17 protein-coding genes are annotated in these 24,026 nt (G+C 73.5%); 10 read left to right on the top strand and 7 right to left on the bottom strand.

Features of this window, described 5'->3' with window-relative positions:
• Positions 1-57: 57 nt before the first annotated feature.
• A complete protein-coding gene (locus ACFVTF_RS10735) occupies positions 58-936 on the top strand; it encodes a helix-turn-helix domain-containing protein (RefSeq protein WP_387811877.1) in 879 nt (292 codons plus the stop codon).
• Between the two features lie 60 nt (positions 937-996).
• Here ACFVTF_RS10735 and ACFVTF_RS10730 read toward each other — a convergent pair whose 3' ends face one another.
• Positions 997-2,250 (bottom strand): MFS transporter, encoded by a 1,254-nt coding sequence (locus ACFVTF_RS10730; RefSeq protein ID WP_387811874.1) that lies wholly within the window; start codon positions 2,248-2,250, stop codon positions 997-999.
• Between the two features lie 384 nt (positions 2,251-2,634).
• Between ACFVTF_RS10730 and ACFVTF_RS10725 the strand changes: the two genes are divergently transcribed.
• Both ACFVTF_RS10725 and ACFVTF_RS10720 read left to right on the top strand, forming a co-directional pair.
• Positions 2,635-3,858: an FAD-dependent monooxygenase gene (locus ACFVTF_RS10725; protein WP_387811871.1), complete on the top strand. Its 1,224-nt coding sequence runs from the start codon at positions 2,635-2,637 to the stop codon at positions 3,856-3,858.
• A 124-nt stretch (positions 3,859-3,982) separates the two neighbouring features.
• Positions 3,983-4,861, top strand: coding sequence for an alpha/beta fold hydrolase (locus tag ACFVTF_RS10720; RefSeq protein WP_387811869.1), 879 nt, complete (start codon positions 3,983-3,985; stop codon positions 4,859-4,861).
• A gap of 14 nt (positions 4,862-4,875) precedes the next feature.
• Here ACFVTF_RS10720 and ACFVTF_RS10715 read toward each other — a convergent pair whose 3' ends face one another.
• The gene (locus tag ACFVTF_RS10715) at positions 4,876-6,015 is read right to left on the bottom strand and encodes a hypothetical protein (protein ID WP_387811866.1); all 1,140 of its coding nucleotides are present in this window, start codon (positions 6,013-6,015) and stop codon (positions 4,876-4,878) included.
• A gap of 246 nt (positions 6,016-6,261) precedes the next feature.
• Positions 6,262-8,385, bottom strand: a complete 2,124-nt coding sequence (locus ACFVTF_RS10710) for a BTAD domain-containing putative transcriptional regulator (protein ID WP_387811863.1) — start codon at positions 8,383-8,385, stop codon at positions 6,262-6,264.
• A 178-nt stretch (positions 8,386-8,563) separates the two neighbouring features.
• Here ACFVTF_RS10710 and ACFVTF_RS10705 point away from each other — a divergent pair, with 178 nt between their 5' ends.
• Entirely contained in the window at positions 8,564-9,106 is a 543-nt protein-coding gene (locus ACFVTF_RS10705; RefSeq protein WP_371515887.1) for a hypothetical protein, read from the top strand.
• A gap of 167 nt (positions 9,107-9,273) precedes the next feature.
• Here ACFVTF_RS10705 and ACFVTF_RS10700 read toward each other — a convergent pair whose 3' ends face one another.
• A complete protein-coding gene (locus ACFVTF_RS10700) occupies positions 9,274-10,674 on the bottom strand; it encodes an MFS transporter (protein WP_387811860.1) in 1,401 nt (466 codons plus the stop codon).
• Between the two features lie 679 nt (positions 10,675-11,353).
• Here ACFVTF_RS10700 and ACFVTF_RS10695 point away from each other — a divergent pair.
• From ACFVTF_RS10695 to ACFVTF_RS10670, 6 genes are all read left to right on the top strand, one after another.
• Complete coding sequence (locus ACFVTF_RS10695; protein ID WP_387811857.1) at positions 11,354-17,470, top strand: acyltransferase domain-containing protein; 6,117 nt, start codon at positions 11,354-11,356, stop codon at positions 17,468-17,470.
• Complete coding sequence (locus tag ACFVTF_RS10690; protein WP_387811854.1) at positions 17,467-19,293, top strand: amino acid adenylation domain-containing protein; 1,827 nt, start codon at positions 17,467-17,469, stop codon at positions 19,291-19,293. The genes ACFVTF_RS10695 and ACFVTF_RS10690 overlap by 4 nt, the downstream gene beginning before the upstream one ends.
• 117 nt (positions 19,294-19,410) lie before the next feature.
• Positions 19,411-21,195, top strand: a complete 1,785-nt coding sequence (locus tag ACFVTF_RS10685; protein WP_387811851.1) for a beta-ketoacyl synthase N-terminal-like domain-containing protein — start codon at positions 19,411-19,413, stop codon at positions 21,193-21,195.
• On the top strand, positions 21,192-22,430 hold the full coding sequence (locus ACFVTF_RS10680; RefSeq protein ID WP_387811848.1) for a cytochrome P450: 1,239 nt from the start codon (positions 21,192-21,194) through the stop codon (positions 22,428-22,430). The genes ACFVTF_RS10685 and ACFVTF_RS10680 overlap by 4 nt, the downstream gene beginning before the upstream one ends.
• Positions 22,431-22,435: 5 nt before the next feature.
• On the top strand, positions 22,436-23,131 hold the full coding sequence (locus tag ACFVTF_RS10675; RefSeq protein WP_387811845.1) for a formyltransferase family protein: 696 nt from the start codon (positions 22,436-22,438) through the stop codon (positions 23,129-23,131).
• Positions 23,132-23,303: 172 nt separating this feature from the next.
• On the top strand, positions 23,304-23,528 hold the full coding sequence (locus ACFVTF_RS10670; RefSeq protein WP_371515880.1) for a holin: 225 nt from the start codon (positions 23,304-23,306) through the stop codon (positions 23,526-23,528).
• A gap of 18 nt (positions 23,529-23,546) precedes the next feature.
• Here ACFVTF_RS10670 and ACFVTF_RS10665 read toward each other — a convergent pair whose 3' ends face one another.
• From ACFVTF_RS10665 to ACFVTF_RS10655, 3 genes are read right to left on the bottom strand one after another with little or no spacing between them, the layout of a single operon-like run.
• Positions 23,547-23,738, bottom strand: a complete 192-nt coding sequence (locus tag ACFVTF_RS10665) for a DUF397 domain-containing protein (protein ID WP_387811842.1) — start codon at positions 23,736-23,738, stop codon at positions 23,547-23,549.
• Positions 23,735-23,926, bottom strand: a complete 192-nt coding sequence (locus ACFVTF_RS10660; protein WP_387811839.1) for a DUF397 domain-containing protein — start codon at positions 23,924-23,926, stop codon at positions 23,735-23,737. The genes ACFVTF_RS10665 and ACFVTF_RS10660 overlap by 4 nt, the downstream gene beginning before the upstream one ends.
• Positions 23,923-24,024: a DUF397 domain-containing protein gene (locus tag ACFVTF_RS10655; protein WP_387812539.1), complete on the bottom strand. Its 102-nt coding sequence runs from the start codon at positions 24,022-24,024 to the stop codon at positions 23,923-23,925. Before ACFVTF_RS10655 ends, ACFVTF_RS10660 begins: the two co-directional genes overlap by 4 nt.
• Positions 24,025-24,026: the final 2 nt, after the last annotated feature.

The raw sequence follows: 24,026 nt of genomic DNA, 5'->3' as shown, positions 1-24,026 counted from the left end.
TGGTGGCAGCCCACACCCCCGCATTCGACGGCACCGACCAGGGCCGAGGAGCCAACCGTGTCAACTCCCCCCGCAGGCAGGGAACTCGGCGCCTTCCTGCGCGCCCATCGCGAGCTCCTCAAGCCCTCCGACGTCGGCCTCACCGCCACCACCCGGCGCCGCACCCCCGGTCTGCGCCGGGAGGAGGTCGCCTCCCTCTCCGGCGTCGGCCTGGCCTGGTACACCTGGGTCGAGCAGGGGCGGGTCACCGCCTCCCGGCAGGTGCTGGAGGCGATCGCCCGGGTGCTGCGGCTGGACGCGGCCGGGCTGCGGCACGCCATGCGCCTGGCCGGCTACCACGAGCCGACGGCGGCCGCCGCCTCGGAGGACGGCGCCGACCGGCTCGCCGAGGCCATCCGGCCGGTCCTGGACTCCTGGCCCACCAGCCCGGCCGTCCTGCTCGACCGGCACTTCGACCTGCTCGGCTGGAACGCCGCCTGGGTCGCGCTCTGGGGCTCGCCCGAGTTCGTCCCCGCGGACCGGCGCAACCTGATGTGGGTGATGGCCGCCGACCACCGGGTGCGGGCCGTGTTCCGCGACTGGGAGCCGCTCGCGATGAACGTCTTCCAGCAGTTCCGGGCGCAGGCCGGCCCGGCCCTGGCCGACCCCCGCACCGGCGAGGTCTACCGGCACCTGGACGAGGACGCGCCCGAGTTCCGGCACTGGTGGGGCTGCCACTCGGTGGCGGAGCTGACCGTCCGCACCGTCACCGTCGAGCCGGCCGGGCTCGGTCCGGTCCGGCTGACGCTGTCGTCCTTCCACCCGGTGGACGACCCGACCGCGACGGTGCTGCTGTTCACCCCGCACGGCGCCGCCGACCGGGCGCGGATGACCGAACTGGTCGATCATCCGTTGCGCGCGGTCGGCGGTGCGGAGGGGGAGCGCCGGGTCGGCTGAGCCGCCGGTCCTGTCGGTCCTGTCGGTCCTGCCGGGCATCCCGGCCGTTCCGGCGGGGCCTCAGGTGCCCGACGCGGTGGACCGGCGCAGGCCGACGCTGACCGCCAGCGCGCCCAGGGCGGCCACCAGCGCGAGCCCGGTGCCGATCAGCAGGGTGCCGTCCGCGACGTTGCCGAACGTGCCGATCGCCCAGGCGCCCAGGCCGGTGCCCGCGTACATGGTCGAGGTCAGCCACGCGCTGGAGGTCGCCCGCAGCTCCGGGGCGATGGTGCCGGCCAGCGTCTGCTGGTCCGTCACGAAGCCTCCGGAGGCCAGGAACCACACCACCACGCCGGCCAGGGCGAGGACCAGGCCGGGCCCCTTGGCCGCCAGCGCGACGCCCGCCGCCAGCAGCACGCCCCACAGCGGCAGCATCGGCAGGTCGGAGCGCCCGGCGGTCCTGGCCCGGTCCCCGAGCCGGCCGCCCAGCAGCGAGCCGACCAGGCTGCCCGCACCGACCAGCACGCCCACCAGGCCCAGGGCCTGCACCGACAGGTCGAAGCGCTGCACCAGCACCGCGCCGAGGAAGGTGTAGGCGCCCAGGTTGGCCGTGTTGAACACCGTGTTGACCAGCAGGGCGCGCCGCAGCGTCGGGTCGGCCCAGCCCGCCAGGATCGCCCGGACCGCCCCCACCTGCGGCGCGGCCGCCTGCGCCGAGCGGCGCTGGACCTGGCTCAGCAGCAGCGGCACGGCCGCCGCGGTCCCGATGGTCAGCGCCCAGAACGCCGACCGCCAGCCGGCCAGTCCGGCGAGGAAGCCGCCGAGCGGCACGCCGATCACCTGGCCGCAGGAGAACAGCGCCATGCCCAGGCCGAGGGCCCGCCCGCGCACCGCCTCCGGCGCGGTCTCGGCGATGTGCGCCCAGATCGCCGGCCCGGCCGCGGCCGCCGCCAGCCCGGCCACCGCGCGGGACACGACCAGCAGCGTCAGCCCGGTGGAGAGGGCGGCCGCCGCGTTGGACACGACGAACAGAACGGTGCCCGCCACCAGGGTGCGGCGGCGGCCGAACCGGTCGCTCAGCAGCCCGAGGAAGGGCGCCGCGACGGCGTACACCAGCACGTAGGCGGTGACGCTGGAGGCGGCGGCCGCCTCGGTGGTGTGCACCGAGTCCGCGATGGTCGGCAGCAGCGGCGACACCAGGAAGGTCTCCGTGCCGAACAGGAACAGCAGGAGGAACACTCCCGCGTAGCGCCACCGTTCGAAGGCCTGGGCCGGCGCCAGGGGCGGGACGTCCTCGGCCTGTTCGGGTCGGGGCGGGTCGGAGATGCTGCTCACAGCGATCACCACCTTGTCGTGCGAGGGGGCGGCCGGGCCTTCGGACGGCAGGCGGAAGCGGCCGCGACGGGAGGGCAGGAGTCCGATGCGGCCATCCTGCGGACGGCCCCCGCGGCCAGCCAGACAGGCGGTCATCCTGTGACCCCAGGTCACAGGCTGCCGCCCCGGACCGGTCGGTGACACGGCCGGTGGCATGGTCGGCCGGCGGCCCGTCGGCGGCCCGTCGGCGGCCCGTCGGCGGCCCGCCGGTGGCCTGCCGGTGGTCTGTCGGTGACCTGTCGGCGGTCTGGCGGTCGCTCGTCGGTCGTGCCGGCGTCCTGTGAGCGACCTGTCGGCCGCCGTGGCGAGACTGGCGGCACGACATCGACTCACGGGAGGTCCACCATGTCGAGCACCACGTCGAACAGCACCCGACCGCACCACTCGCGCACCACCTCGGTCCTGATCTCCGGGGCGGGCATCGCCGGCACCGCCCTCGCCTACTGGCTGGAGCGCTACGGCTTCCACGTCACGGTCGTCGAGCGCGCCCCGGAACTCCGGGGCGGCGGACAGGCGGTGGACGTGCGGGGCAACGCCCTGGAGATCATCGAGCGGATGGGCCTCCTGGAGGAGGTCCGGGCCCGCCGGACCGGACTGCGCGGCATGTCCCTGGTCGACGCGGACGGCCGCGAGCTCAAGCGCACCACCGAGTGGACGGCCACCGGGGGCGCCGTGGACGGCCCCGACGTGGAGATCCTGCGCGACGAACTGGCCGCCCTGCTGGCGGGGGCGGCCCGGCCCGGCGTCCGGTACCGCTTCGGCGAGTCGATCGACACCCTCGTGCAGCACGAGGAGGGCGTCCAGGTCCGCTTCACCAGCGGCGACGAGCAGTCCTTCGACCTCGTCGTGGGCGCCGACGGCCTGCACTCGAACACCCGCCGGCTGGTCTTCGGCCCCGAGGCGGACTACCTGCACCCGACCGGCATCTACATCGCCGGCTGGAGCGCCCCCAACCACCTCGGCCTCGACCGCTGGGAGGTCATCCACCGGCCCGCCGGCCAGGCCGTCTGGGGCAGCATGGCGATGACCGTCCGGGACAACAGCGAGCTGCGGGTCTTCACCGTCTTCACGTCCGACGAGCCGGTCGAGGACCTGCTCCCGCGCGACCCGGCGGAGCAGCGGCGGCTGGTGGCCGAGCGCTGCGCCGGGCTGCGCTGGGAGGTGCCGCAGTTCCTCAAGTCCCTGGGGGAGGGGGACGCCTTCCACTACGACGTGGTCGCGCAGATCCGGATGGACCGCTGGTCGCAGGGCCGGGTCGTGCTGCTCGGCGACGCCGGGTACTGCTGCTCCCCGGCCACCGGCCAGGGCACCAGTGTGGCTCTGACCGGCGCCTACGTGCTGGCCGGGGAGCTGCACGCGGCCGACGGCGACCACGAGGCCGCCTACCAGGCCTACGAGCAGCGGCTGCGTGGGCATGTGACGGTCAATCAGGCCATCCTTGAGCGCACCAAGGGCCGGTTCGAGGCCACGGAGGCGGATCCCGAGGGGATGGAGGGCTTCGACCGGCCCGGCGTCGAGGTGCACGAGGCCTTCCGCGCCGCCACGGTCTTCGATCTGGCCGACTACTGACCGACCGCGCCGACCCTGCCGCCCGCGCCGCCCCGCGGTCGGGCGAGGTGGTCGCGATCACCAGGGAAGTGAGGTTAGGCTAACCAAACCTGATAGATGGTCGAGGGTGAGGGCGGTGCCGGGGATGCACAGTCAGGGCGAGCCGGGGCGGGCGCGGACACGGGACGGCCGGGAGCTGTTCTACATGCGGCGGCCGGGGCCCGACGGCGAGGGCGTGCCGACGGTCGTGCTGGAGGGCGGGCTCGCCTCCAGCCGCTCGTACTGGGCGCCGGTGCAGCTCCGGCTGGACGGGGTCGCGGCGACGGTGGCGTACGACCGCAGCGGGCTCGGCCGCAGCGCGCCGGACCAGGCGCCGCGCCCGCTGCGCCGCCTCGCCGAGGACCTCGATGACCTGCTCGACCACCTCGCCGGCCTCGGCCACGGGCCGTTCGTCCTGGTCGGGCACAGCTGGGGCGGGCCGATCGTCCGGCTCGCCGCCGCGGCCCGCCCCGAGCGGATCGCGGGCCTGGTGCTGGCCGACCCGACGGACGAGTCCTGCGACCTGGTGTTCGCGCCCTCGGTGCGCCGCCAGGAGCGGGTCGGGCAGGCGGTCAGCATGCTGCTGGCCCGCACCGGCCTGCTGGCCCGGGCCTTCCGCCCGCTGCTCGACGCCCTCCCGGCGGACGCCGCGGCCGAGATGCGCGCGGAGGGCTTCACCGTCTCCACCATCCGCACCCGGGGCGCCGAACTCGGCTCTGTCGTCGCGGACTTGACCGCCATGAAGGAGAACCCGCCGGCCCTCGGCGGCATCCCGCTCACGGTGGTCTCGGCCGCCCGGACCTCGACCGGCATGGGCCCGAAGGTCCGGGAGGCCGTGAACGCCTCGCACGCCCACCGCGTCGGCCTGGCCGAGGCCGGCCGCCATGTGCTGGCGGCCGACGCCGACCATCTGGTGCCGACCAGCGACCCCGACACCCTGGCGCGCGAGATCCGCCGGATCGTCGAAGGTGGTTCGACCACCTAGGACTTGACTGGCCGTCAGTTCCTGATGATCTCCAGACTGGCGGCGGTGCCCGGAACGCCGCCGGGGTAGGTGTTGCCGCCGAGGTAGAAGGTGTGGCCGTCCGGTCCGAGCGCCAGGCCGGTGGCGAGTTCCACCTGCTGCGGGTTCACCGTCTCGGCCGGGACGAGCGCGCGGGCCTCGGTGTCGTAGGAGAGGATCGCGCTGCGGTTGTGGTAGCCGGGAGGGGTGGGGCCGCCCGGGGTGATGAAGACGGACCAGGTGGAGGTGAAGTACAGCCGGCGCCCGTCCGGGCTGACGACCGGGTAGGCGAGGCCGGTGCTGCCCGGTGCGAAGTGGAAGTTCTCGGTGACGGTGTCGGTCGCGGTGTCGACGAGGTAGTCGCTCTGGTAGCCGCCGAGGCCGTACAGCGTGCCGCCGTCGGGGCTGAGCACCGCGCTGCCGGAGGCGCCGTGCCCGGCGGTGAAGGTGCGGACGGTGGTGAGCGAGGTGGGCGTGGCGGCCAGGTGGACCAGGCCGTCCGCGGTGGTGACGTACAGGTCCTGGCCGTTGGGGCGCAGGACGATCGAACCGACACCGAAGCTGGTGACGTCGACGGAGGCGGTGAAGGCGCCGGCGGCGGTCGAGTACGCGAGGACCCGGGAGGGCAGGGCGCCCCAGCGCTGGCGCGGCCCGTTCTGGGCCAGGTAGACGCCGGCGCCGTCCGGGCTGACCACGAGGGAACTCGCCGAGCCGTCCACGTACCCGTCGGGGTGCGGCTGGACGGGGAGCGGGACGTCGGCGGCCACGGTGTCGCTGCCGGTGTCGACGGTGACCAGGCGCTGCGCCCCCACGGCCGCGTACAGCCGGGTGCCGTCGGGGCTCATCGCCAGCGCGCCGACGAAGGAGTTCGCGGCGGTGGAGAGGGTGAGCCGGGCGGTGATCCCGCCGGTCCGGGTGTCGACGACCTTGACCGCGGGCGTGCCGCGGGCGTCGTCGGTCACCCCGACGTAGGCCTTCGTGCCGTCCGGGGTGACGGCGGTCGTGGGGTACGCATACCCCACCGGGACGACCTGGGGGGCCGCGACGGTGGCGGGCTGTGCGGTGGCGATCCCCGTCCCGGCGGCCAGCAGCAGACCGACCGATGCCGCGGTGCCCAGCCAACGGGCCCTTGCCATGAGCGACTTCACAAAATCCTCCCCTGTGACACACGATGCGTCCGCATCGGCGGGAGCCAGAGTATGGCGCGGGGAAGGCGAGTTGGGCGGCAATGACGCAGTCGACGACTCCGGGTAGACGCCATGGCGGCGTATGCCTACGGCACATGACGGGGCGCGCGACGGAGCACACGGCGCGGCGCGCGGGGCCGCACGATCGGTGACGTGGTCGAGGAGCAGGCCGTGGGTCGGCGGCCGGGCCCGGGATCAGGGGGCATCCGGCGCCTGCGCCGCGCAGGCGGCCAGGGCGGCCAGGCGGTCCACCTCGACCCACTCGTCGAGGTGGAGGCCGATCAGGTGGTGGCCCCGGCTCCACGGGTGGTCCGCGCCGGGAGGGGAGGGCGGCGGCGTGGGGGAGTCGGCGTGGTGGAGGTACCAGGAGCTGAGGCGTTCCAGGGCGGCGCGGCGCTCGGCGGGACCGGTCTCGGCGGTACAGCGTTCGGCGGCGTAGAGGCGCAGGAGGTCGTTGAGCCGGTAGCGGTGGCGGTCCTCGTGGGTGAGCAGGTGGGCGGTGGCCAGGTGGTCGAGGACGGGCTGGACGGCGGCGGTGGGGGTGTCGGTCAGGGCGGCTGCCGCGCCGGCGCTGACGCCGACGGCCGGGGCCAGGGCGAGCAGCCGGAGCAGGGACCGGGCCTCGGCGGGGAGCGAGCGGTAGGAGAGGTCGAAGGCGGCGCGGACCGCCGAGGTGGCGTCACCGTCGATCTGCAGGGCGCTCAACCGGTGTTCCGCGTCGAGGAGTTCGGCGGCGTGGTCGGCGAGGCTGCGGCCCGGGAAGGCGGCGAGGCGGCTCGCGGTGATGGCCAGGGCGAGGGGCAGTCGGCCGCAGGCGTTGGTGAGTTCGGCCGCGGCGTGCGGCTCGGCGCGGGTGCGGTGCTCACCGGCGATGAGGGCCACGAGGCGGAGGGCCTGATGGGCGGGCAGGACGTCGAGCACCAGGGGGCGGGCGCCGTTGCGGGCGGTCAGGCCGTCGAGCCGGGTGCGGCTGGTGACCACCGTGCGGCAGGCCGGGGCGCCCGGCAGCAGCGGGCGGACCTGTTCGGCGTCACGGGCGTTGTCGAGGACCACGAGCAGCCGGCGGTCGGCCAGCAGGGAGCGGTAGAGCGCGGCCGCCTCGTCCGGCGCCGCGGGGATCCGGTCGCCGGGCACGCCGAGGGCGCGCAGGAAGCGGGCGAGGACGGTGTGCGGGTCGAGGGGCGCGGAGACGGAGTAGCCGTGCAGGTCGGCGTAGAGCTGGCCGTCCGGGAACGAGTCCCGGGCGCGGTGGGCCCAGTCGACGGCCAGGGTGGTCTTGCCGACCCCGGCCGGGCCCGAGAGCGCGCAGACGGGGACGGCCGCGCCGGTGGCACCGGTCGCGGGCGTCGCGAGCAGCGAGTCCAGGACGCGGAGCTCCGTGCCGCGTCCGACGAAGGTGGGCAGTGCGGGCGGGAGTTGGGCGGGCGGAGGCGGCTGTGCCTCCACCGGGGGTCCCGCCGCTGGGGGTGCTGCTGCCGGGGGCGCCGTCACCGGGGGTACTGCCGCTGGAGGTGTGGCCGCCGGGGCCGCTGCGGTCGGCGCCGCCTCGGGGCGGACCGGTTCGGCGCGGGCCGGCTCGGTGGCCAGCAGTTCCAGGTGCAGCGCCCGCAGCTCCGGCCCGGGGTCGAGCCCGAGCTCGTCGGCCAGCCGCTCGGCGAACCGGCGGTAGGCGGTGAGCCCCTCGGGCGCGCGCCCGGACCCGTGCAGTGCGCGCATCAGCTGTCCGGTGAAGCGTTCCCGGAGCGGGTGGTCGACCACCAGCGCGGTCAGTTCGGGGACGGCCGCGCGGTGCCGGCCGAGGGCGAGCTCCAGATCGAGGCACTCCTCCCAGGCGGTCAGCCGCAGTTCGTCCAGCGCGACCGCGCCCGGGGCGTCCGCGTCCACGGCGAGTCCGTCCAGCGCGGGGCCGCGCCACAGGGCGAGCGCCTCGCGGAGCCCGTCGACCGCCGCCGGGGACCGTCCGGCGGCGGCCTCGCGGCGGGCGAGGGCGAGCCGGTCGGTGAAGGCGCGGGCGTCCAGGTGGTGGCCGGTGAGCGTGATGCGGTAGCCGCGGCCGTCGGTCAGCAGCACCGGGGGTGCGTCCGGGTCGGCCTCGGCGAAGCGGCGCCGCAGCACCCCGGCGAGGTTGCGGACCTGGCGGGTGGCGGTGGCCGGCGGCCGCTCGTCCCAGACGGCGTCCACCAGGCGGGCGACGGGAACGGAGACGTCCGCGTTGAGCAGCAGGGCGGCGAGCAGTCGCTCCTGCCGGGAGCCTTCGGAGGGGACGCGCCTCCCGTCGCCGGTCCACACCTCCAGCGGGCCGAGGATCCTGAACTCCAAGTGTCCCTCCCTGGGATCCGCGGGCCGGGCCGGACCGTCGCTGCGAGTGGATGGGCACGGGCGGTGATGGATCTATGACCAGATCATGCCAGTTGTGTGCGTCCGGTTGAGACCTTTGCTGTGCACCGGCCGAAACGAGCCGGTCGCCTGATGAGACGCCTCGAACCAGGAGCAGTTGATGAACCGTCTGAAGAAGGCCGTCGCCACCGCGACCGCCGTCGCCGCAGCCGCCCTGATCCCGCTGTCCGCGGCCCCGGCCGAGGCCGCCACCGGACCGGGCACCCACCTGGGGATGACCTGGTCCGTCGTCGCCTACGGCCCGGAGGGCACCGTCCAGGTCGGCGGCCCCGGCGGCAGCCCGAGCAACGCCTACAACGGCGACACCGCGCCGTCGGTCTCGCTGCCCGTGCTCTGCCTCAACGTCGACGGCAGCCCGGCCCCGTCCGGGATCAGCCTCGGCTTCTACAACGGCTGGGCGCAGGGCACCGTCGCCCTCAGCCAGCCGGTCAAGGGCGCCCGGCTCAACAGCCGGGCCGCGGCGGACAGCCTCTGCCAGGCCTCCTTCGGGGCCGGCTGGCGCGAGGCCGAGTTCCACGACGGCCACTTCGGGTCCGACCTGGCGCAGACCGGTGGCTGGACCTTCTGGGCCTACGGCAACATCCCCAACAACACCCGGTTCTGGACGGCCATCAACGACCAGGCGGCCAACCCCTGGAACTGACCGGCGCCTGGAACCTCCGGGACCGCCGGCAGAAGGGCGACGGCCCGCACCGCGTGGTGCGGGCCGTCGCCTTTCCGCATGATCTCGCCCGAACCCGAACCCGAACCCGAACCCGAACCCGAACCCGAACCCGAACCCGAACCCCGGGAGCCGGCAGGCCGGGCCCCTCAGGCCTGCCGTCGTACCGCGATGACCGCCGCGCCGAGGACGCACGCGCCGGCGGCGGTGAGGTAGGCGAGGTGGTAGCCGGCGAGCTGGTCCGTGCTGGTCGCGGCGACCAGCACCATCACCGCGACGCCCGCACTCGCGCCGATCTGCTGCGCCACGACGTTCACCGCCCCGGCGACGGCGTGCTGCCGCGTCGGGACTCCGGTGAGCCCGGCGGACGTCATCGAGGGGAAGTTCAGCCCCTGGCCGATGCCGCTGAGCACCAGGCCGGGCAGCACGTACTGCACGTACCCGCCGTCGTGCGGGGTGCCCAGCCACAGTGCGGCACCCCCGCCGATCAGGACGAGGCCGACCGCCATCAGCGTGCGCGGGCTGAACCGGGCCAGCAGGCGTCCGGTGGCGAAGTTGGCGGTGAGGAACACGGCCAGGGACATCGGCACCAGCGCGAGACCGGACTCGAAGGGGGAGTAGTCCAGCATCCCTTGCAGGTACAGCGGCGCGAAGAACAGCAGCCCGACCGATCCCATGTACTGGAGGAAGGCCGCCAGGCTCGCGGCCCGGACCGACCGGATCCGGAAGAGGCCGAGCGGGAGCACCGGGTCGGCGGTGCGGTGCTCGCGCACGACGAACAGCACCAGGAAGGCCACCGCGGCGCCGAGGACGATCCACGCCGTCGCGCCGTCACTGCTCACGCCGACGACGAGCAGGGTGAGTCCGAGCGTGCCCGTGATGGCGCCGGGCAGGTCCAGCCGGCCGCTGTGCCCGGCGCCACCGGGCAGTCCGGCGCGGGTCGCGGCCAGCACGGCGAGCCCCAGCAGCACCGAGAACCACAGCACCGAACGCCAGCCGAGGAACTGGGTCAGGACGCCGCCCAGCAGCACCCCGCCGCTGAAGCTCGCGGCGCCGACCGCCGCGTACACGCTGAAGGCCCGGTTGCGGGCCGGACCGGCCGGAAACGTCTCGGTGAGCAGGGCCAGCGCCGCCGGCCCGGAGAGGGCGGCGCCGACGCCCTGGACGGCGCGCGCACCCAGCAACACCGCGGTGTCCGGGGCCAGCGCCCCGACCAGCGCGGACACGGTGAACAGGGCGACCCCGACCTCGAACACCCGCCGCCGGCCGAGGACGTCGGCCAGTCGGCCGCCCACCAGCAGGAAGCCGGCGAACGTGACGGCGTAGGCGGTCATGACCCACTGGAGCGTGGTCTCGTCCAGGTCGAAGCGCGCTCCGACCGACGGCAGGGCGGCGTTGAGGACTCCGAGACCGCTCACGTCCAGGGCGAGCGCCCCGGCCAGTACGCCGAGTGCCAGTCCCGGGCGGAGCGCCGGCTTGGCCGCAGCGCCGCCGGCGCCGGTGGTGCCGGGGGCTTCGGTGGTGCCGGCCGTGTCGGTGGCGTCCGTCATGCGGGCCTGCCGTCGACGTCGCGGCCGGTGATTCCGGCTAAGGAAGGGTCGCCACCGGCTGACGCCGCATCAAGATTCTCAACTGCCATGGGGGTCAGCTTGCATGGGTCACCGAGTCGCTGTCTACCCCAATCGCGTGCCGGTGGAGCGCGCCTTTCGCGGGGTCGTACGCCTATCCCGGGCGGGGCGCGGTGATGCGGTGGCGCCGCTGAGTCGGGGCGCCATTTCGGACCGCCGACAGCTCCAACCCGAACCGGACACTTGGAGATCAAATCTCGCCACTGCCTCAACCGGCCCTCGAATGGCGCTTGTCTCACCATTAACAAACTGGCACTCTGCTGTCCGCCGGTCGGATTAGCACTGACGATCCATTTTGCCTCCATCAGCATACTCGTCGCGCTTGACCAAATGGACCTTGGAACCCATCGACAGTAGCCGTGCAGGTGAAGGCTCCGCGTACGCGATCCTGTCGTCGATGCACTCGCGGACCGATGCGACCCGGAGACGCCCGTGATTTCTCCCGCGGTGGGAACGAGCTGCGCCGCCGGCTGAAACAGCGGTACACGAACGGGAGTTATCCCTCGCAGTGAACGCGGGGATCGGAAACGCCGATCTCATCCGCACGCCAACCGTCGGCCCCACCCAGGAACTTGATGCGGCGAAGGGGACCCTCCGCGTCATGAGCCGCCCTCCGTATCCGGCTGCCCGGGTACGGACCCGAACCCCCCGACCGGTCGGCCGTGAAGCTCAACCCGTCCATTCCATCCGCCCTGTTGAGGGAGTCGCCGTGCCCCGAGAGCGCGCAGCGCGAGATATTTCCGCCGTAACGGATTTCCTGCTTTCCCGTGTTGTCGAGCTGTTGGACGTGTCCGCGAGCGCGGTCGACCGCTCGGCGCCGCTGCACCGGTACGGACTGGACTCGCTGAGATCGGTGACGCTCGCGGCCTCGCTGTCCGAGTTCCTCGGCTGGCAGGTCCCGGCCACCTGGATGTGGCAGTACCCGACCGTGGACGGGCTGGCGCGTGCGCTCGTCGACGGTCCGCGCGCCGCGGAGCCCGCCCCGAGTTCCGAGCGCCGCCGACCGCCCTCGCACGAGCCCGTCGCGATCGTGGGCATCGGCTGCCGGTTCCCCGGCGGGCCGGACCCGTCGGCGTTCTGGCGGCTGCTGGTCGAGGGCCGCGACGCCGTCGGTCCGGTACCGGCCGCGCGACGCGAGCTGCTGAACGACCGGGTGCGCTGGGGCGGTTTCATCGACGGCATCGACCGGTTCGATCCGCTGTTCTTCGGCATCTCGCCCCGCGAAGCCGTCCAGATGGATCCGCAGCAGCGCCTGATCCTGGAGCTGTCCTGGGAGGCGCTGGAGGACGCGGGCATCGCGCCGCACAGCCTGGTCGACAGCGACACCGGCGTGTTCATGGCCTCCTGTTGGGGCGACTACGCCGCCCTGGCGCACTACCGCGGCCCCGACAGCCAGATCACCCCGCACACCGCGACCGGCATGCACGACGGCATCATCGCCAACCGGGTCTCCTACGTCCTCGGCCTCCAGGGCCCGAGCATGGCCATCGACGCCGCCTGCGCCGGATCGCTGGTCTCGGTGCACGTGGGGTGCCAGTCGATCTGGCTGGGCGAGAGCGACCTGGTGCTGGCCGGCGGCGTGAACCTGAGCTTCGTCTCCGACTACTACACCGCCATGGACGCGATGGGCGCGCTCGCCCCGGACGGCCGCTGCAAGTCCTTCGACGCCCGCGCCGACGGCTACGTCCGCGGCGAGGGCGCCGGCGTCGTCGTGCTCGCCCCGCTGAGCGTGGCGCTGGAGCGCGACCTGCCGGTGTACTGCCTGATCAAGGGCAGCTCCTCCAACAACGACGGTCTGAGCAACGGCATGACGGCGCCGAACCCCCAGGCGCAGGAGAAGATGCTCCGCACCGCGTACCAGCGGGCGGGCATCGCCCCGCACCTCGTGGACTACATCGAGTGCCACGGCTCCGCGACGCCCCTCGGCGACCCGATCGAGGCCAACGCCATCGGCGCGGTGCTGGGCGGCGGCCGTACGGAGCCGCTGCGGCTCGGGTCCGTCAAGTCCAACGTCGGGCACCTGGAGGCGGCCGCCGGCATCGTCGGCCTGGTCAAGCTCGCGATGTCGATGCGCAACGGCGTGCTGCCGCCGAGCCTGCACTACAGCGCGCCGAACCCGCAGATCATGTTCGACGAGTACGGCCTCACCGTCCAGGACCGGCTGACGCCGTGGCCGCGACGCTCCGACGCCCGCCGGGGCGGCGTCAGCTCGTTCGGGTTCGGCGGCGCGATCTGCCACGTCGCCGTCGAGGAACTGCCGCGCCCCGAGAGCTCGCTGCTCCTGCTGGCCGCGGACTCCCGGGAGGCGCTGGCCGAGCGGGCCCGGGCGCTGCGCGACGAGAGCGACCTGCGCGCGCTCTGCCGCCGGACGCCCGGCGACGGCCCGTTCCGGCTCGCGGCCACCGCCCGTGACATGCCCGAACTCCGCTCCCAGCTGGACGCCTTCGGCAGCGGGGCGACGGCCCCCGGGCTGAGCGTCGGGGAGCGGACCGGACGCGAGCCGCGGGTGGCCTTCCTGTTCTCGGGCAACGGCTCGCAGTGGGTGGGCATGGGCCGGCAACTGCTCGCCGGAATGCCCGTGTTCCGCCGGTCCATGATGAAGTCCGACCGGCGGATGCGGGAGCTGCTGGGCTTCTCGCTCGTCGAGCAGCTGATGTCCCCGGACGGCCGCATCGACGACATGGACGTCTTCCAGCCGCTGCTGTTCTCCCTCCAGGTCGCGCTGGCCGAAGCCTGGCGCTCGCTCGGGGTGGAGCCGGACGTCGTCGTGGGGCAGAGCGTCGGCGAGTTCGCCGCCTCCCACATCGCCGGCGCACTCGACTTCGACGACGCCTCCCGCCTGGCCGCCCACCACGGCCGGCTCCTCCAGCAGCTCGCCGTGGGGCGCGGCGAGGGCATCGTGGTGATGACCGCCGCCGACGAGGTCAGGCCGCACCTGACCGGCCGGCTCACCGTCTCCGGCCACAACGGCCTGAACTCCACCCTGGTCACCGGCACGCCGCAGGAGATCGACGAGCTCGTCCAGCGGCTGACCGCGGCGGGCGTCACCAACCACCGGGTCCGGATGGGCCACGCCCCGCACTCCCCGCTGGTCGACCACGTCCTCGCCCCGCTGAAGGTCGAACTCGACGGCATCAGGCCCCGGACCACCCGCATCCCGATGATCTCGACGGTCACCGGCGAACGCGTCGACGGCGCCGAGCTCGGGCCGGACTACTGGGCGGACAACCTGCGCCGGGAGATCCGGGTGGTCGACGCCCTGACGAGGCTGCGCGACCACGACGTCGACGCGGTGATCGAGATCAGCCCGCACCCCGTCCTGCTCAAATCGGTGTCGGAGATCCTGCCGGCGGCCACCCTGCCCTCGCTGCGCCGCGGCGCCGACGAGGCCTCGACCCTGCTCGGCTCGCTCGGCGCCCTGTACACCGCCGGCCTCCCCGTCGCGGCCCACCCGTTCCTCGCGGGCGACCGCGGACGGCACGTCACGCCCGGCCGCAGCGATGCCGCCGCCGACGGGCAGGTGCACCTCGTCCCCGTCACCGCCCGGACGGCCGGCGCGCTGGCCGACACCTGCCGCGAGCTGTCCAACCACGTCGAACGCGACGCGGGCCTGCGGGTCTCCGACCTCGCCTACACGCTCGCCGCCAGGCGCACCCACCACAACCACCGGATCGCCCTGTTGGCCCGCAACCGGCAGGACGTCCTGGACGGCCTCGCCCGGGTCGCCGCCGGCCGGCCGCACCCCGACGTCGTCACGGGCACGGTCTCCGGCACCGTCGACCGGCGGGTCGCGCTGGTGTTCTCCGGCGGCGGCACCCAGTGGGTCGGCATGGGCCGCGAACTCCTGCGCTCGCACGCCGGCTTCCGCACCTGGATGACCGCCTGCGACGCCGCCGTGCGCGCGGCCGGCGGCTGCTCGGTGCTCGACCGGCTGGCCGCCCCGGCCGACGAGGCCAGGTACGAGGAGATGGACTTCCAGCAGCCGGTGCTGTTCGCCCTCCAGGTCTCGCTGGCGAAGGTCTGGCTCGGACTCGGCATCCAGCCGACCGCCGTCGTCGGGCACAGCCTGGGCGAGGTCGCGGCCGCCTGCGTGGCCGGCGCGCTGTCCTTGGAGGACGCCGCCCGCGTGGTGGTCGCCCGGTCGCACCTGCTGGAGCGCAAGGCCGCCGCGGGCGCCATGATCTCCGTCGACCTGCCGGAGGCGGAGCTGCTGCCCCGGCTCGCCCCCTACGCCGCGCACGCGGCCGTCGCCGTCGTCAACAGCCCTACCAGCGCGGCGGTCTCCGGCTCGCCCGAAGCCGTCGACGCCCTGGAGGCCGACCTCAAGCGGGACGGGATCTCGACCCGGCGGATCCGGGTCGAACGGCCGGTGCACAGCCCCGGGATGGACCCGCTGCTCCAGCCGCTGCGCGAGGGCATCGACGGCATCACCCCGCTGACGCCCGGCATCGACTTCCACTCCACGGCACTGGCCGACACGGTGAACCCCGTCGCCGATGTCGACTACTGGGTGCACAACCTGCGCAACCAGGTCCGGTTCGCCGAGACGATCGGCGCGCTGGTCGACCAGGGCGTCGGCACCTTCATCGAGATCGGCCCGCACGAGACGCTGCGCGGCGCGGTCGAGGAGATCGCGCTGACCCGTGGCGCCCGGGTGCACGCGATCAACTCCCTGCGGCGCGACGAGAGCGACGTCCGCTGCCTGCTGGGCGCCGCCGCGTCGCTGTACGTCAGGGGCCTGCCGCTGACCTTCGACCCGCTGTTCGGCGACGACGTCGAGGTCGTGGAGACGCCGCTCGTCCAGTGGCAGAAGGAGCGCTACTGGATCGACACCGAGCCCCGCCCCGCCCCGGCGGCTGCCCCGGCGGTCGAAACCGTGGCCGTGGCCGTGGCCCGTGTGGTGGAGGAGGAGTCGCCGACGGAGATCCGGCCGGTGGCGGAGGTCGTCCTCGCCGAGCTCGCCGACGCGCTGGGCGTGCCGGTGAGCAGGTTCGACGTGAACGCCAGCATGCTCGACTTCGGCCTCGACTCGATGCTGGCGATCCGCCTGGTCAACAGGCTGCAGTCGCTGTTCGGGCACCGGGTGTCGCCGGTGGTGTTCCTGGACGGCCGGCCCATCTCCGAGGTCGTCGGCCACTTCGTCGAGCTCGCCGCCGGACCGGCCGCGCCCGCGACGGCCCAGCCCGTACCGGCACCGGCCCCGGTTCCCGCCGCAGCCCCCGAGGCCGAGCCGGACCGGACGTACCTCGACGAGCTGTCCGAACTGGACGCCGAGGAGCTGGTGGACGAACTGGACGCGCGCGGACTGCTGGAGGCCACCGACGCACCGGCCCTGGACCAGCTGCGCGCCGACGGCCTCGGCCTCGCACTGGCACCGGCCTCGCACGGCCAGGCCTCGCTGTGGTTCATGCAGATGGTCGCGCCGGACGCCGTGCCCTACAACTTCATGGTCACCGCCCGGATCCGGACCGCCGTCGACGAGAAGGCCCTGGACCGCGCCGTACGGGCCGTGATGGAGCGCCACCCCGCCCTGCGCACCCTCTTCGTGGAGGCGGGCGGCCGCCCCTACCAGGTCATCCTGGACGAACCGGTGTACGAGTTCGTCGTGGCGGACGGCACCGACCTGGACGACGAACAGGCCCGCGAGGAACTGGCCCGCTACGGGCACGAGCCGCTCGACCTGGACAACGGTCCGCTGGTGCGGATCGTCCTCCTGACGCGCGGGCCGGCGGACCACTACCTGCTGGTGCTCGTCCACCACATCGCGTCGGACGCGGCGTCGGCCGACGTCATGATCCGCGAACTCCAGGAGTACTACGAGGGCGCCGACCCCGCCGACAGCGCGCCGGTCGCCCCCTACACGGAGTTCGTCGAACGGGAGCGGCAGTGGCTGGCCGGCCCGGCGGCCGGCGCGGCCCTGGACTGGTGGTCGCAGAAACTGGCCGACCCGCCCGCCCACCTCGACCTGTCCAGCAAGGAGCGGCCGCCGGGCGTCACCTACGAGGGCCGCGACCTCGCCTTCCGCTGGAGCGCCGAAGAGACCCGCCTGCTGCGGGAGTTCGCCGTGCGCGAGGGCGTGTCGATCAGCACCGTCGTGCTGGCCGGGTTCTTCGCCACGCTCAACCGCGCGGTCGGCGCCGAGGACGCCGTACTGGCCACCGCCATCGCCCAACGCGCCGAACCCGGCTGGGAATCCGCCATCGGCTACTACCTCAACACCGTGCTGGTGCGGGCGAACCCCGCCGGCGACCGCAGCTTCCGCGAGCTGCTGCGCGAGGTCCACGCCTTCTCGCTCGGCCTCCTGGAGCACATGAACTACCCCCTCGACCTGCTGGCCTCCCAGCTGCGGCCGCCGAGGGCCGAGGGCCGCTCCCCGTGGTTCGACGTGGTCGTCAACTGGCTCTCCTCGGACGCCTTCCCCCGGTCCGTCAAGCTCTTCCACGGCATCGGCGACACCATCACGCCCGACGGCGCGCTGCCGCTCGAACCGCTTCAGGTGCGCAGGCACCTCGCCAAGTTCGACCTCGAGATCTCGATGGCCGACATCGACGGCGAGGTGGCCGGCCACGTCCAGTTCAAACCGAGCTACCTGGAAAGGCAGACCGTGACGGCACTGCTCGCGCTGTACCGCACCGTGCTCTTCGACGCGATCGCCCAACCCGACCGGGCCATCGGCGACTTCGCGCCGACCGGCCTCCCCGAGGAGACGGACCAGTGACCGAGACCCTGCACTCCGCGTTCGTCGAGCAGGCGCTCAAGAACCCCGACGCGACCGCCGTCTACTCCGACGCCGGCGTCCTGACCTACGGCGAACTGGACGAGCGCTCAAGGGCGTTGGCCGAGCGGCTGGTCGCCGACGGTGCGGGCCCCGGCGTCCCGGTCGGCATCTGCGTCGAACGCACCCCCGACCTGCTCGTCGGCATCCTGGCGGCCCTGCGCGCCGGATCCTGCTACCTGCCGCTGGACCCGAACTACCCCGCCGACCGGCTGACCTTCATGGTCCAGGACAGCGGCACCCGGCTGCTGCTCACCACCCCCGCGTCCCGGTCCAGTTGTCCGCCCGGACCGACCGTGGTGGTGCTGGGGGAGAGCGTGACGACCGAGCCCGGCGCGAAGCCCGTGGCGGTCGTGCCCGGCGACACCGCGTACGTCATCTACACCTCGGGCTCCACCGGCAGGCCCAAGGGCGTGGCCGTCCGGCACGGCGGCTGCGTGGCGATGCTCGCCGAGATGGACCGGGTCCTCGACGGCTGCGACCTGAGCGGAGTCTCGGCGGCGAGCTCGGTCTGCTTCGACCTGTCCGTGATGGAGATCTTCAACGCGCTGTGCCGCGGCGGCGCCGTCGTGCTCGTCGAGAGCGCCGTGCACCTGCCGGAGAGCCGGTACGCCGACCGGATCACCCACCTGAACGTCGTCCCCTCGGTCATGAACAGCCTGCTCGACGCCGGAGCCCTGCCGCCGAACGTGCGCACGGTCGTGTTCGGCGGCGAGGCCCTGCGCCGCAAGCTGGTGGACCGCACCTACCGGGAGACCGGCGCCGACCGGGTGTTCAACGCCTACGGCCCCACCGAGGGGACGGTCTTCTGCTCGTTCGGGCCGGTGCCCGAGGACGGGACGGACGAGCCGACGATCGGCCCGCCGACGACCAGCGACCGGGTCTACGTGCTCGACGAGCGGCTGAAGCCGCTCCCGGCCGGCGAGCCCGGCGAGCTCTACCTCGGCGGCGCCGGCCTCGCGCACGGCTACGTCAACCGGCCGCGCACCACGGCCGAACGCTTCGTGCCGGACCCGTTCCGCAACGGCGAGCGGATGTACCGCACCGGGGACGTCGTCAGGTTCACCGACGACGGCGAACTCCGCTTCCTCGGCCGCACCGACCACCAGGTCAAGCTGCGCGGCTACCGCATCGAGCTGGAGGAGGTCGAGGCCCGGCTCACCGGCTGCCCCGAAGTCCGGGAGGCCGCCGCCGTCGTCCGGGGCAACCGGCTCGTCGGCTACGTCGTGCCCGCCGGCGACGACGCGCCGCAGGCCGGCCCCCGGCTGGACGCCGCGCTCCAGAGCGCCGTCACCGGCAGGCTCGCCGTCGAACTGCCCGACTACATGGTGCCCGCGACGCTCGTGGTGCTGGCCGCCCTGCCGCTGGGGCCGGGCGGGAAGCTCGACCGCAACGCGCTGCCCGAGCCGCCGGCCGCCGACACCGGCGGGCCCCTGACGGCCGCCGGCACGCCGACCGAGGTGGCCCTGTCGGAGATCTGGGGCCAGCTGCTCGACCTCGAACCGTCGAGCATCGACGTGCAGTCCGCCTTCTACGACCTCGGCGGGGACTCCCTGCTGCTCATCCGCCTCGCCCGGCTGATGACCCGGCGCTTCGACCGCCGCGTCCGGGTGCCCGACCTCTTCAGCTTCCGCGACATCTCCTCCCTCGCCCGCTGGCTCGACGACGAGAGCGGCGCCACCCCCGAGGCGGTCCAGTCCGCCCGTGCGCGCGCCAACACCCGCCGGGCCGCGCTGCGCGGCCGCGGCGGCGCCACCGGCCGCTGAGCCACCAGCCGCTGAACCGCGAGCCGCGAGCCACGAGCCACGAGCCACGAGCCGCTGAGCTACGAGCCGCTGATTCTGCTGAGCCACCCTCACTCGAAACGAAGCAGGAGCCTCCCCATGACCGACAACCCCGAGCAGGACTACGACCCGGGCGACGTGGCCGTCATCGGCATGTCCCTGCGGGCGCCCGGAGCCCGCACCAAGGAGCAGTTCTGGGACAACCTCGTCCACGGCCGGGAGTCCGTGTCGTTCCTGGCCAAGGACGACATCCACGTCGACGAGACCCTGATCCACAGCCCGTTCTACGTACGGGCCTGCGGCGTGCTCGACACGTACGACAAGTTCGACCCGTCGGTGTTCGGCATCAGCGACCGGATGGCGGCCGCGATGACCCCGGAGAACCGGCTGTTCCTGGAGAGCGCCTGGGAGACGCTGGAGGACGGCGGCTACGACCCCGACCGGCTCCGGGCCGAGATCGGCATGTACGGCGCCAACAACCCGCAGACCGCCGCGCTCTACAGCTCCCCGCCGGACCGGGTGTCGGTCGGCCCCGAGGCGATCGAGGCCAGCCTCGCGTGGTCGCCGGACACCATGACCTCCAACGCGCTGTACTACATGGGGCTCATCGGCGAGGCCGTCACCGTCGCCGCCGTCTGCGCCGGCTTCCACTACGCGGTCCACCTGGCCTGTCAGTCGCTGCTCCTCGGCCAGACCGACCTGGCGATCGCCGGCGGCGCGATGGTCCGGCTGCCGCACCCGCGCGGCCACCTGTGGGAGGAGAACCGCATCCTGTCGAAGGACGGCCACTGCCGCCCGTTCGACGCCAACGGCACCGGCACCGCGCTGTCCAGCGGCGTCGTCACCGTGCTGCTCAAACCGCTCGGCCACGCCGTCGCCGACCGCGACCACATCTACGCCGTCGTCAAGGGCTCGGCCGTCAACAACAACGGCGTCAGCGCGATGGCGTACGGCCTGGCCCAGCCCGAGCGGCTGAGCGCCTGCATCGCCAACGCCATGGAGGTCGGCGGCGTCACCCCGGACACGGTGTCCATGTACGAGGCCAACGGCCTCGGCCTGCCGATGACCGACGAGCTCGAAGTGCACGCGGCGACCATGGCGTTCGGGAAGCAGACCGCGACCACCTCGATCGGCGGGGTCAAGGGCAATGTCGGCCACGGCGGCGTGGTCTCGGGCGGCTTCGGCGCGATCAAGGCCGCGCTGGCCCTGCACCACAAGACGCTCCCGGCGACGATCAACCTCACCGAGGTCAACCAGGACCTCGACTTCCCCAGCACCCCCTTCGTGCCACAGGTCGAAGGGGCGCCCTGGGAGCCGCAGGCCGGCATCCGCCGCGCGGGCATCACCTCCATCGGTGGCGGCGGCTACAACGCGCACCTGCTGCTGGAGGAGGCCCCGACGGCCGCCGGGCGCGCCCCCGAGGACGAGGGCCGGCCGCGGCTGGCCACCCTGTCCGCCCTGGACGACGACGCGCTCGCCCGGCAGCGCACGCGGCTCAAGGACCGGCTGGAGGCCGACCCCGACCTGCGCCTGGACGACGTCTGCTTCAGCCTCAACCTCGGCCGCAAGGTGATGGCCCGCCGGTGGGCGGCCGTGGTCCGCAGCCGCGCCGAGCTGATCGCGGCGCTGTCCGACGACACCGCCCGCAGCCCCGCCACCACGACCGCCGCCGCCCCGCAGAGCGACCCGGGCTCCTTCTCCCGCACCGACAACGGCATCGTGCCCTCCGGCCAGGACGAGCGGGCGCTGGCCGAACTGGCCGCCGCCTGGGTGACCGGCCAGCAGGTGGACTTCGACGCCCTGCACCGGGGGCAGGCCAGCCACCGCGTGCCGCTGCCCACCTACCCCTTCCAGCCGCGCCGGTTCTGGCGCACGGACTGGTGACCATGAGCACGCCGCCACCGGACACCGTGGACCTGGGCGACCCGGCCACCTTCGCCGATCACGACCTCGACGGGTTCTGGCGCACCCTGCGGGACACCGCCCCGATGCACTGGAACCCGCCCGTCGACGGCCGCCGCGGGTTCTGGGTGCTCTCCCGCCACGACGACATCATGGCCACCTACCGGGACGACGTGAACTTCACGTCCGAGCGCGGCAACGTGCTCGTCACCCTCCTGGAGGGCGGCGACGCCGGGGCCGGCCGGATGCTGGCCGTCACCGACGGGCCCCGGCACCACGAACTGCGCAAGATCCTCCAGCGGGTGCTCTCGCCGAGGGTGCTCGACGAGGTCGCGCGGAGCGTCCGGGCCAACACCCGGCAGTGGATCCGCGAGGCCGTCGAGTCCGGCGGCTGCGAGTTCGCGGAGGAGATCGCCGGCCGGATCCCGATGACCACGATCTCGAACCTGCTCGGCGTGCCCGAACAGGACCGGGACTACCTGCTCGGCCTGACCAAGACCGCGCTGTCGGCCGAGGACGAGGACGTCGACGAGGTCGACTCCGAGATGGCCCGCAACGAGATCCTGATGTACTTCCTGGACGTCGTCGAGGAACGGCGCGAGTCCCCGGGCGACGACGTGATCAGCATGCTGATCGCCAGCTCCGTCGACGGTGTGCCGCTCTCCGACGAGGACGTCGTGCTCAACTGCTACAGCCTGATCATCGGCGGCGACGAGACCAGCCGGCTGACGATGATCGACTGCGTCCACACGCTCGCCGCCCGGCCCGAGCAGTGGCGGCGGTTCAAGCACGGCGAGGTCGCGGTCGAGACCGCCGTGGACGAGGTGCTGCGCTGGGCCTCGCCCACGATGCACTTCGGGCGCAGCACCGTACGGGAGACCGAACTGCACGGCGTACGGCTGCGCCCGGGCGACGTCGTCACGCTCTGGCACGCCTCCGGCAATCGGGACGAACGGGTCTTCGCGCGGCCCGGGGAGTTCGACCTCGGCCGCACCCCCAACAAGCACCTGGCCTTCGGCTACGGCCCGCACTTCTGCGTCGGCTCGTACCTGGCCAAGGTGGAGATCGCCGAACTGCTCACGGCCCTGCGGGACTTCACCACCGGATTCGAGCAGACCGAGGAGGCGCTGCGGATCCGGTCCAACTTCCTGACCGGGTTCTCCACGATGCCGGTGCGGTTCGAGCCCGACCACCGCGGACTGAAAGAGGTCGACTGACCCGGATGAACATCTACATGTCAGGACAAGGGGGATTCGCGGTCGCGGTCGCGGAGGCCCTGCTGGACGACGGACACAAGATCGTCGGCGCGGCCGCCCCCCGGCTGCGCAGGGGGAAGTCCGACGAGGGCGACGCGATGTGCTGGGACCGTCTGCGCTCCTGGGCGTACCACAAGGACGTCCCGTGGACGGACTCCGCCGAACTGCGCGCGCGGCACATCCCGGACGGGGTGGACATCATCGTCGCCGCGCACTCGCACGCCTTCCTCGGCCGCCAGACCCGCGCCCGGGCCGCCGTCGCCACCATCGGCTACCACCCCAGCCTGCTGCCGCTGCACCGCGGCCGGGACGCCATCCGGTGGACGATCCGCGACGGCGACAAGGTGACGGGCGGAAGCGTCTACCACCTCACCGAGCGCACCGACGCGGGCCCGCTCGCCGCCCAGGAGCACCTGTTCGTGCCCCCGGGCTCGACCGCGCAGAGCCTGTGGCGCGACCACCTGGCGCCGCTCGGCGTGCGACTGCTCCTCAAGGTGGTCGCCGACCTCACCGCGGACCGGCGGATCGAGGTCCCGCAGGACGAGAAGCTAGCCACCTGGGAGCCCGCGATGGGCGCGCCCCCGCTGTTCAAGCCCGAACTCATCGCGCTGCCCGGCACGGTGCAGGTCGACAGCAGCAGGTGGGCCCTGCACGAAGGGTGACAGCCAGGTGATCCACCGGCGCCGGCGCCCCGCACACGCGTTGTGTGCGGGGCGCCGGACTGGACGCCGAGCCCGTCGTCGGAACTCGACAGCGTGAACGTGTACACCAGGGACGGCAATTCCGAGCGCCCCCCGTGCACCTCTGCACCTTCACCGCGAAGGAGTCCCGACCATGCGGAAGTTCATCACCGATCTGGCCGAACGCACCGTCGCCACCTACGCCGTGGCATTCCTCGGCCTGCTGCTGGCCGACGGATTCGACCTGACGTCGATCGGCGCGTTCAAGGCGGCAGCCGTGGCGGCACTGCCGGCCGCGCTGGCCGTGGTCAAGGGAGTGGCCGCGACCTTCGTCGGCGACCCGAACTCGGCCGCCCTACTGGCCCGCCCCCACGAGTAACCGGCCCGGCCGGCTGCACTAAACCGGGAACTCGCCGTTCTGGACGGCCGCGACGAAGGCGCCCCACGAGGAGGCGGGGAAGGCGAGGACCGGGCCGTCGGGGTCCTTGGAGTCACGCACGGGGATGCGGGTGGGCAGGCCGGACGCTACCTCGATGCAGTCGCCGCCGTCCGGACCGCTGTAGCTGCTCTTGCGCCAGAGCAGCTTCATACGAGGAACTCGCCCTCGTGAACGGCCGCGATGAAGGCGCGCCATGCGTCGGCGGGGAAGGCGAGGACCGGGCCGTCGGGGTCCTTGGAGTCACGCACGGGGATGCGGGTGGGCAGGCCGGACGCTACCTCGATGCAGTCGCCGCCGTCCGGACCGCTGTAGCTGCTCTTGCGCCAGAGCAGCTTCATACGGGGAACTCGCCCTCGTGAACGGCCGCGATGAAGGCGCGCCATGCGTCGGCGGGGAAGGCGAGGACCGGGCCGTCGGGGTCCTTGGAGTCACGCACGG

It is taken from the genome of Kitasatospora sp. NPDC057940 (genome assembly GCF_042887425.1).
In the GTDB taxonomy this organism is placed as follows: domain Bacteria; phylum Actinomycetota; class Actinomycetes; order Streptomycetales; family Streptomycetaceae; genus Kitasatospora.
This window is presented reverse-complemented; position numbering and strand designations above follow the sequence as displayed.

Bases quoted from the DNA above. Each gene is read 5' to 3' on its own strand.
- ACFVTF_RS10700 (WP_387811860.1), bottom strand. From the start codon at position 10,674: ATGACGGACGCCACCGACACGGCCGGCACCACCGAAGCCCCCGGCACC.
- ACFVTF_RS10720 (WP_387811869.1), top strand. From the start codon at position 3,983: ATGCACAGTCAGGGCGAGCCGGGGCGGGCGCGGACACGGGACGGCCGG.
- ACFVTF_RS10685 (WP_387811851.1), top strand. From the start codon at position 19,411: ATGACCGACAACCCCGAGCAGGACTACGACCCGGGCGACGTGGCCGTC.
- ACFVTF_RS10670 (WP_371515880.1), top strand. From the start codon at position 23,304: ATGCGGAAGTTCATCACCGATCTGGCCGAACGCACCGTCGCCACCTAC.
- ACFVTF_RS10705 (WP_371515887.1), top strand. From the start codon at position 8,564: ATGAACCGTCTGAAGAAGGCCGTCGCCACCGCGACCGCCGTCGCCGCA.
- ACFVTF_RS10665 (WP_387811842.1), bottom strand. From the start codon at position 23,738: ATGAAGCTGCTCTGGCGCAAGAGCAGCTACAGCGGTCCGGACGGCGGC.
- ACFVTF_RS10715 (WP_387811866.1), bottom strand. From the start codon at position 6,015: ATGGCAAGGGCCCGTTGGCTGGGCACCGCGGCATCGGTCGGTCTGCTG.
- ACFVTF_RS10725 (WP_387811871.1), top strand. From the start codon at position 2,635: ATGTCGAGCACCACGTCGAACAGCACCCGACCGCACCACTCGCGCACC.
- ACFVTF_RS10660 (WP_387811839.1), bottom strand. From the start codon at position 23,926: ATGAAGCTGCTCTGGCGCAAGAGCAGCTACAGCGGTCCGGACGGCGGC.
- ACFVTF_RS10675 (WP_387811845.1), top strand. From the start codon at position 22,436: ATGAACATCTACATGTCAGGACAAGGGGGATTCGCGGTCGCGGTCGCG.
- ACFVTF_RS10695 (WP_387811857.1), top strand. From the start codon at position 11,354: ATGAGCCGCCCTCCGTATCCGGCTGCCCGGGTACGGACCCGAACCCCC.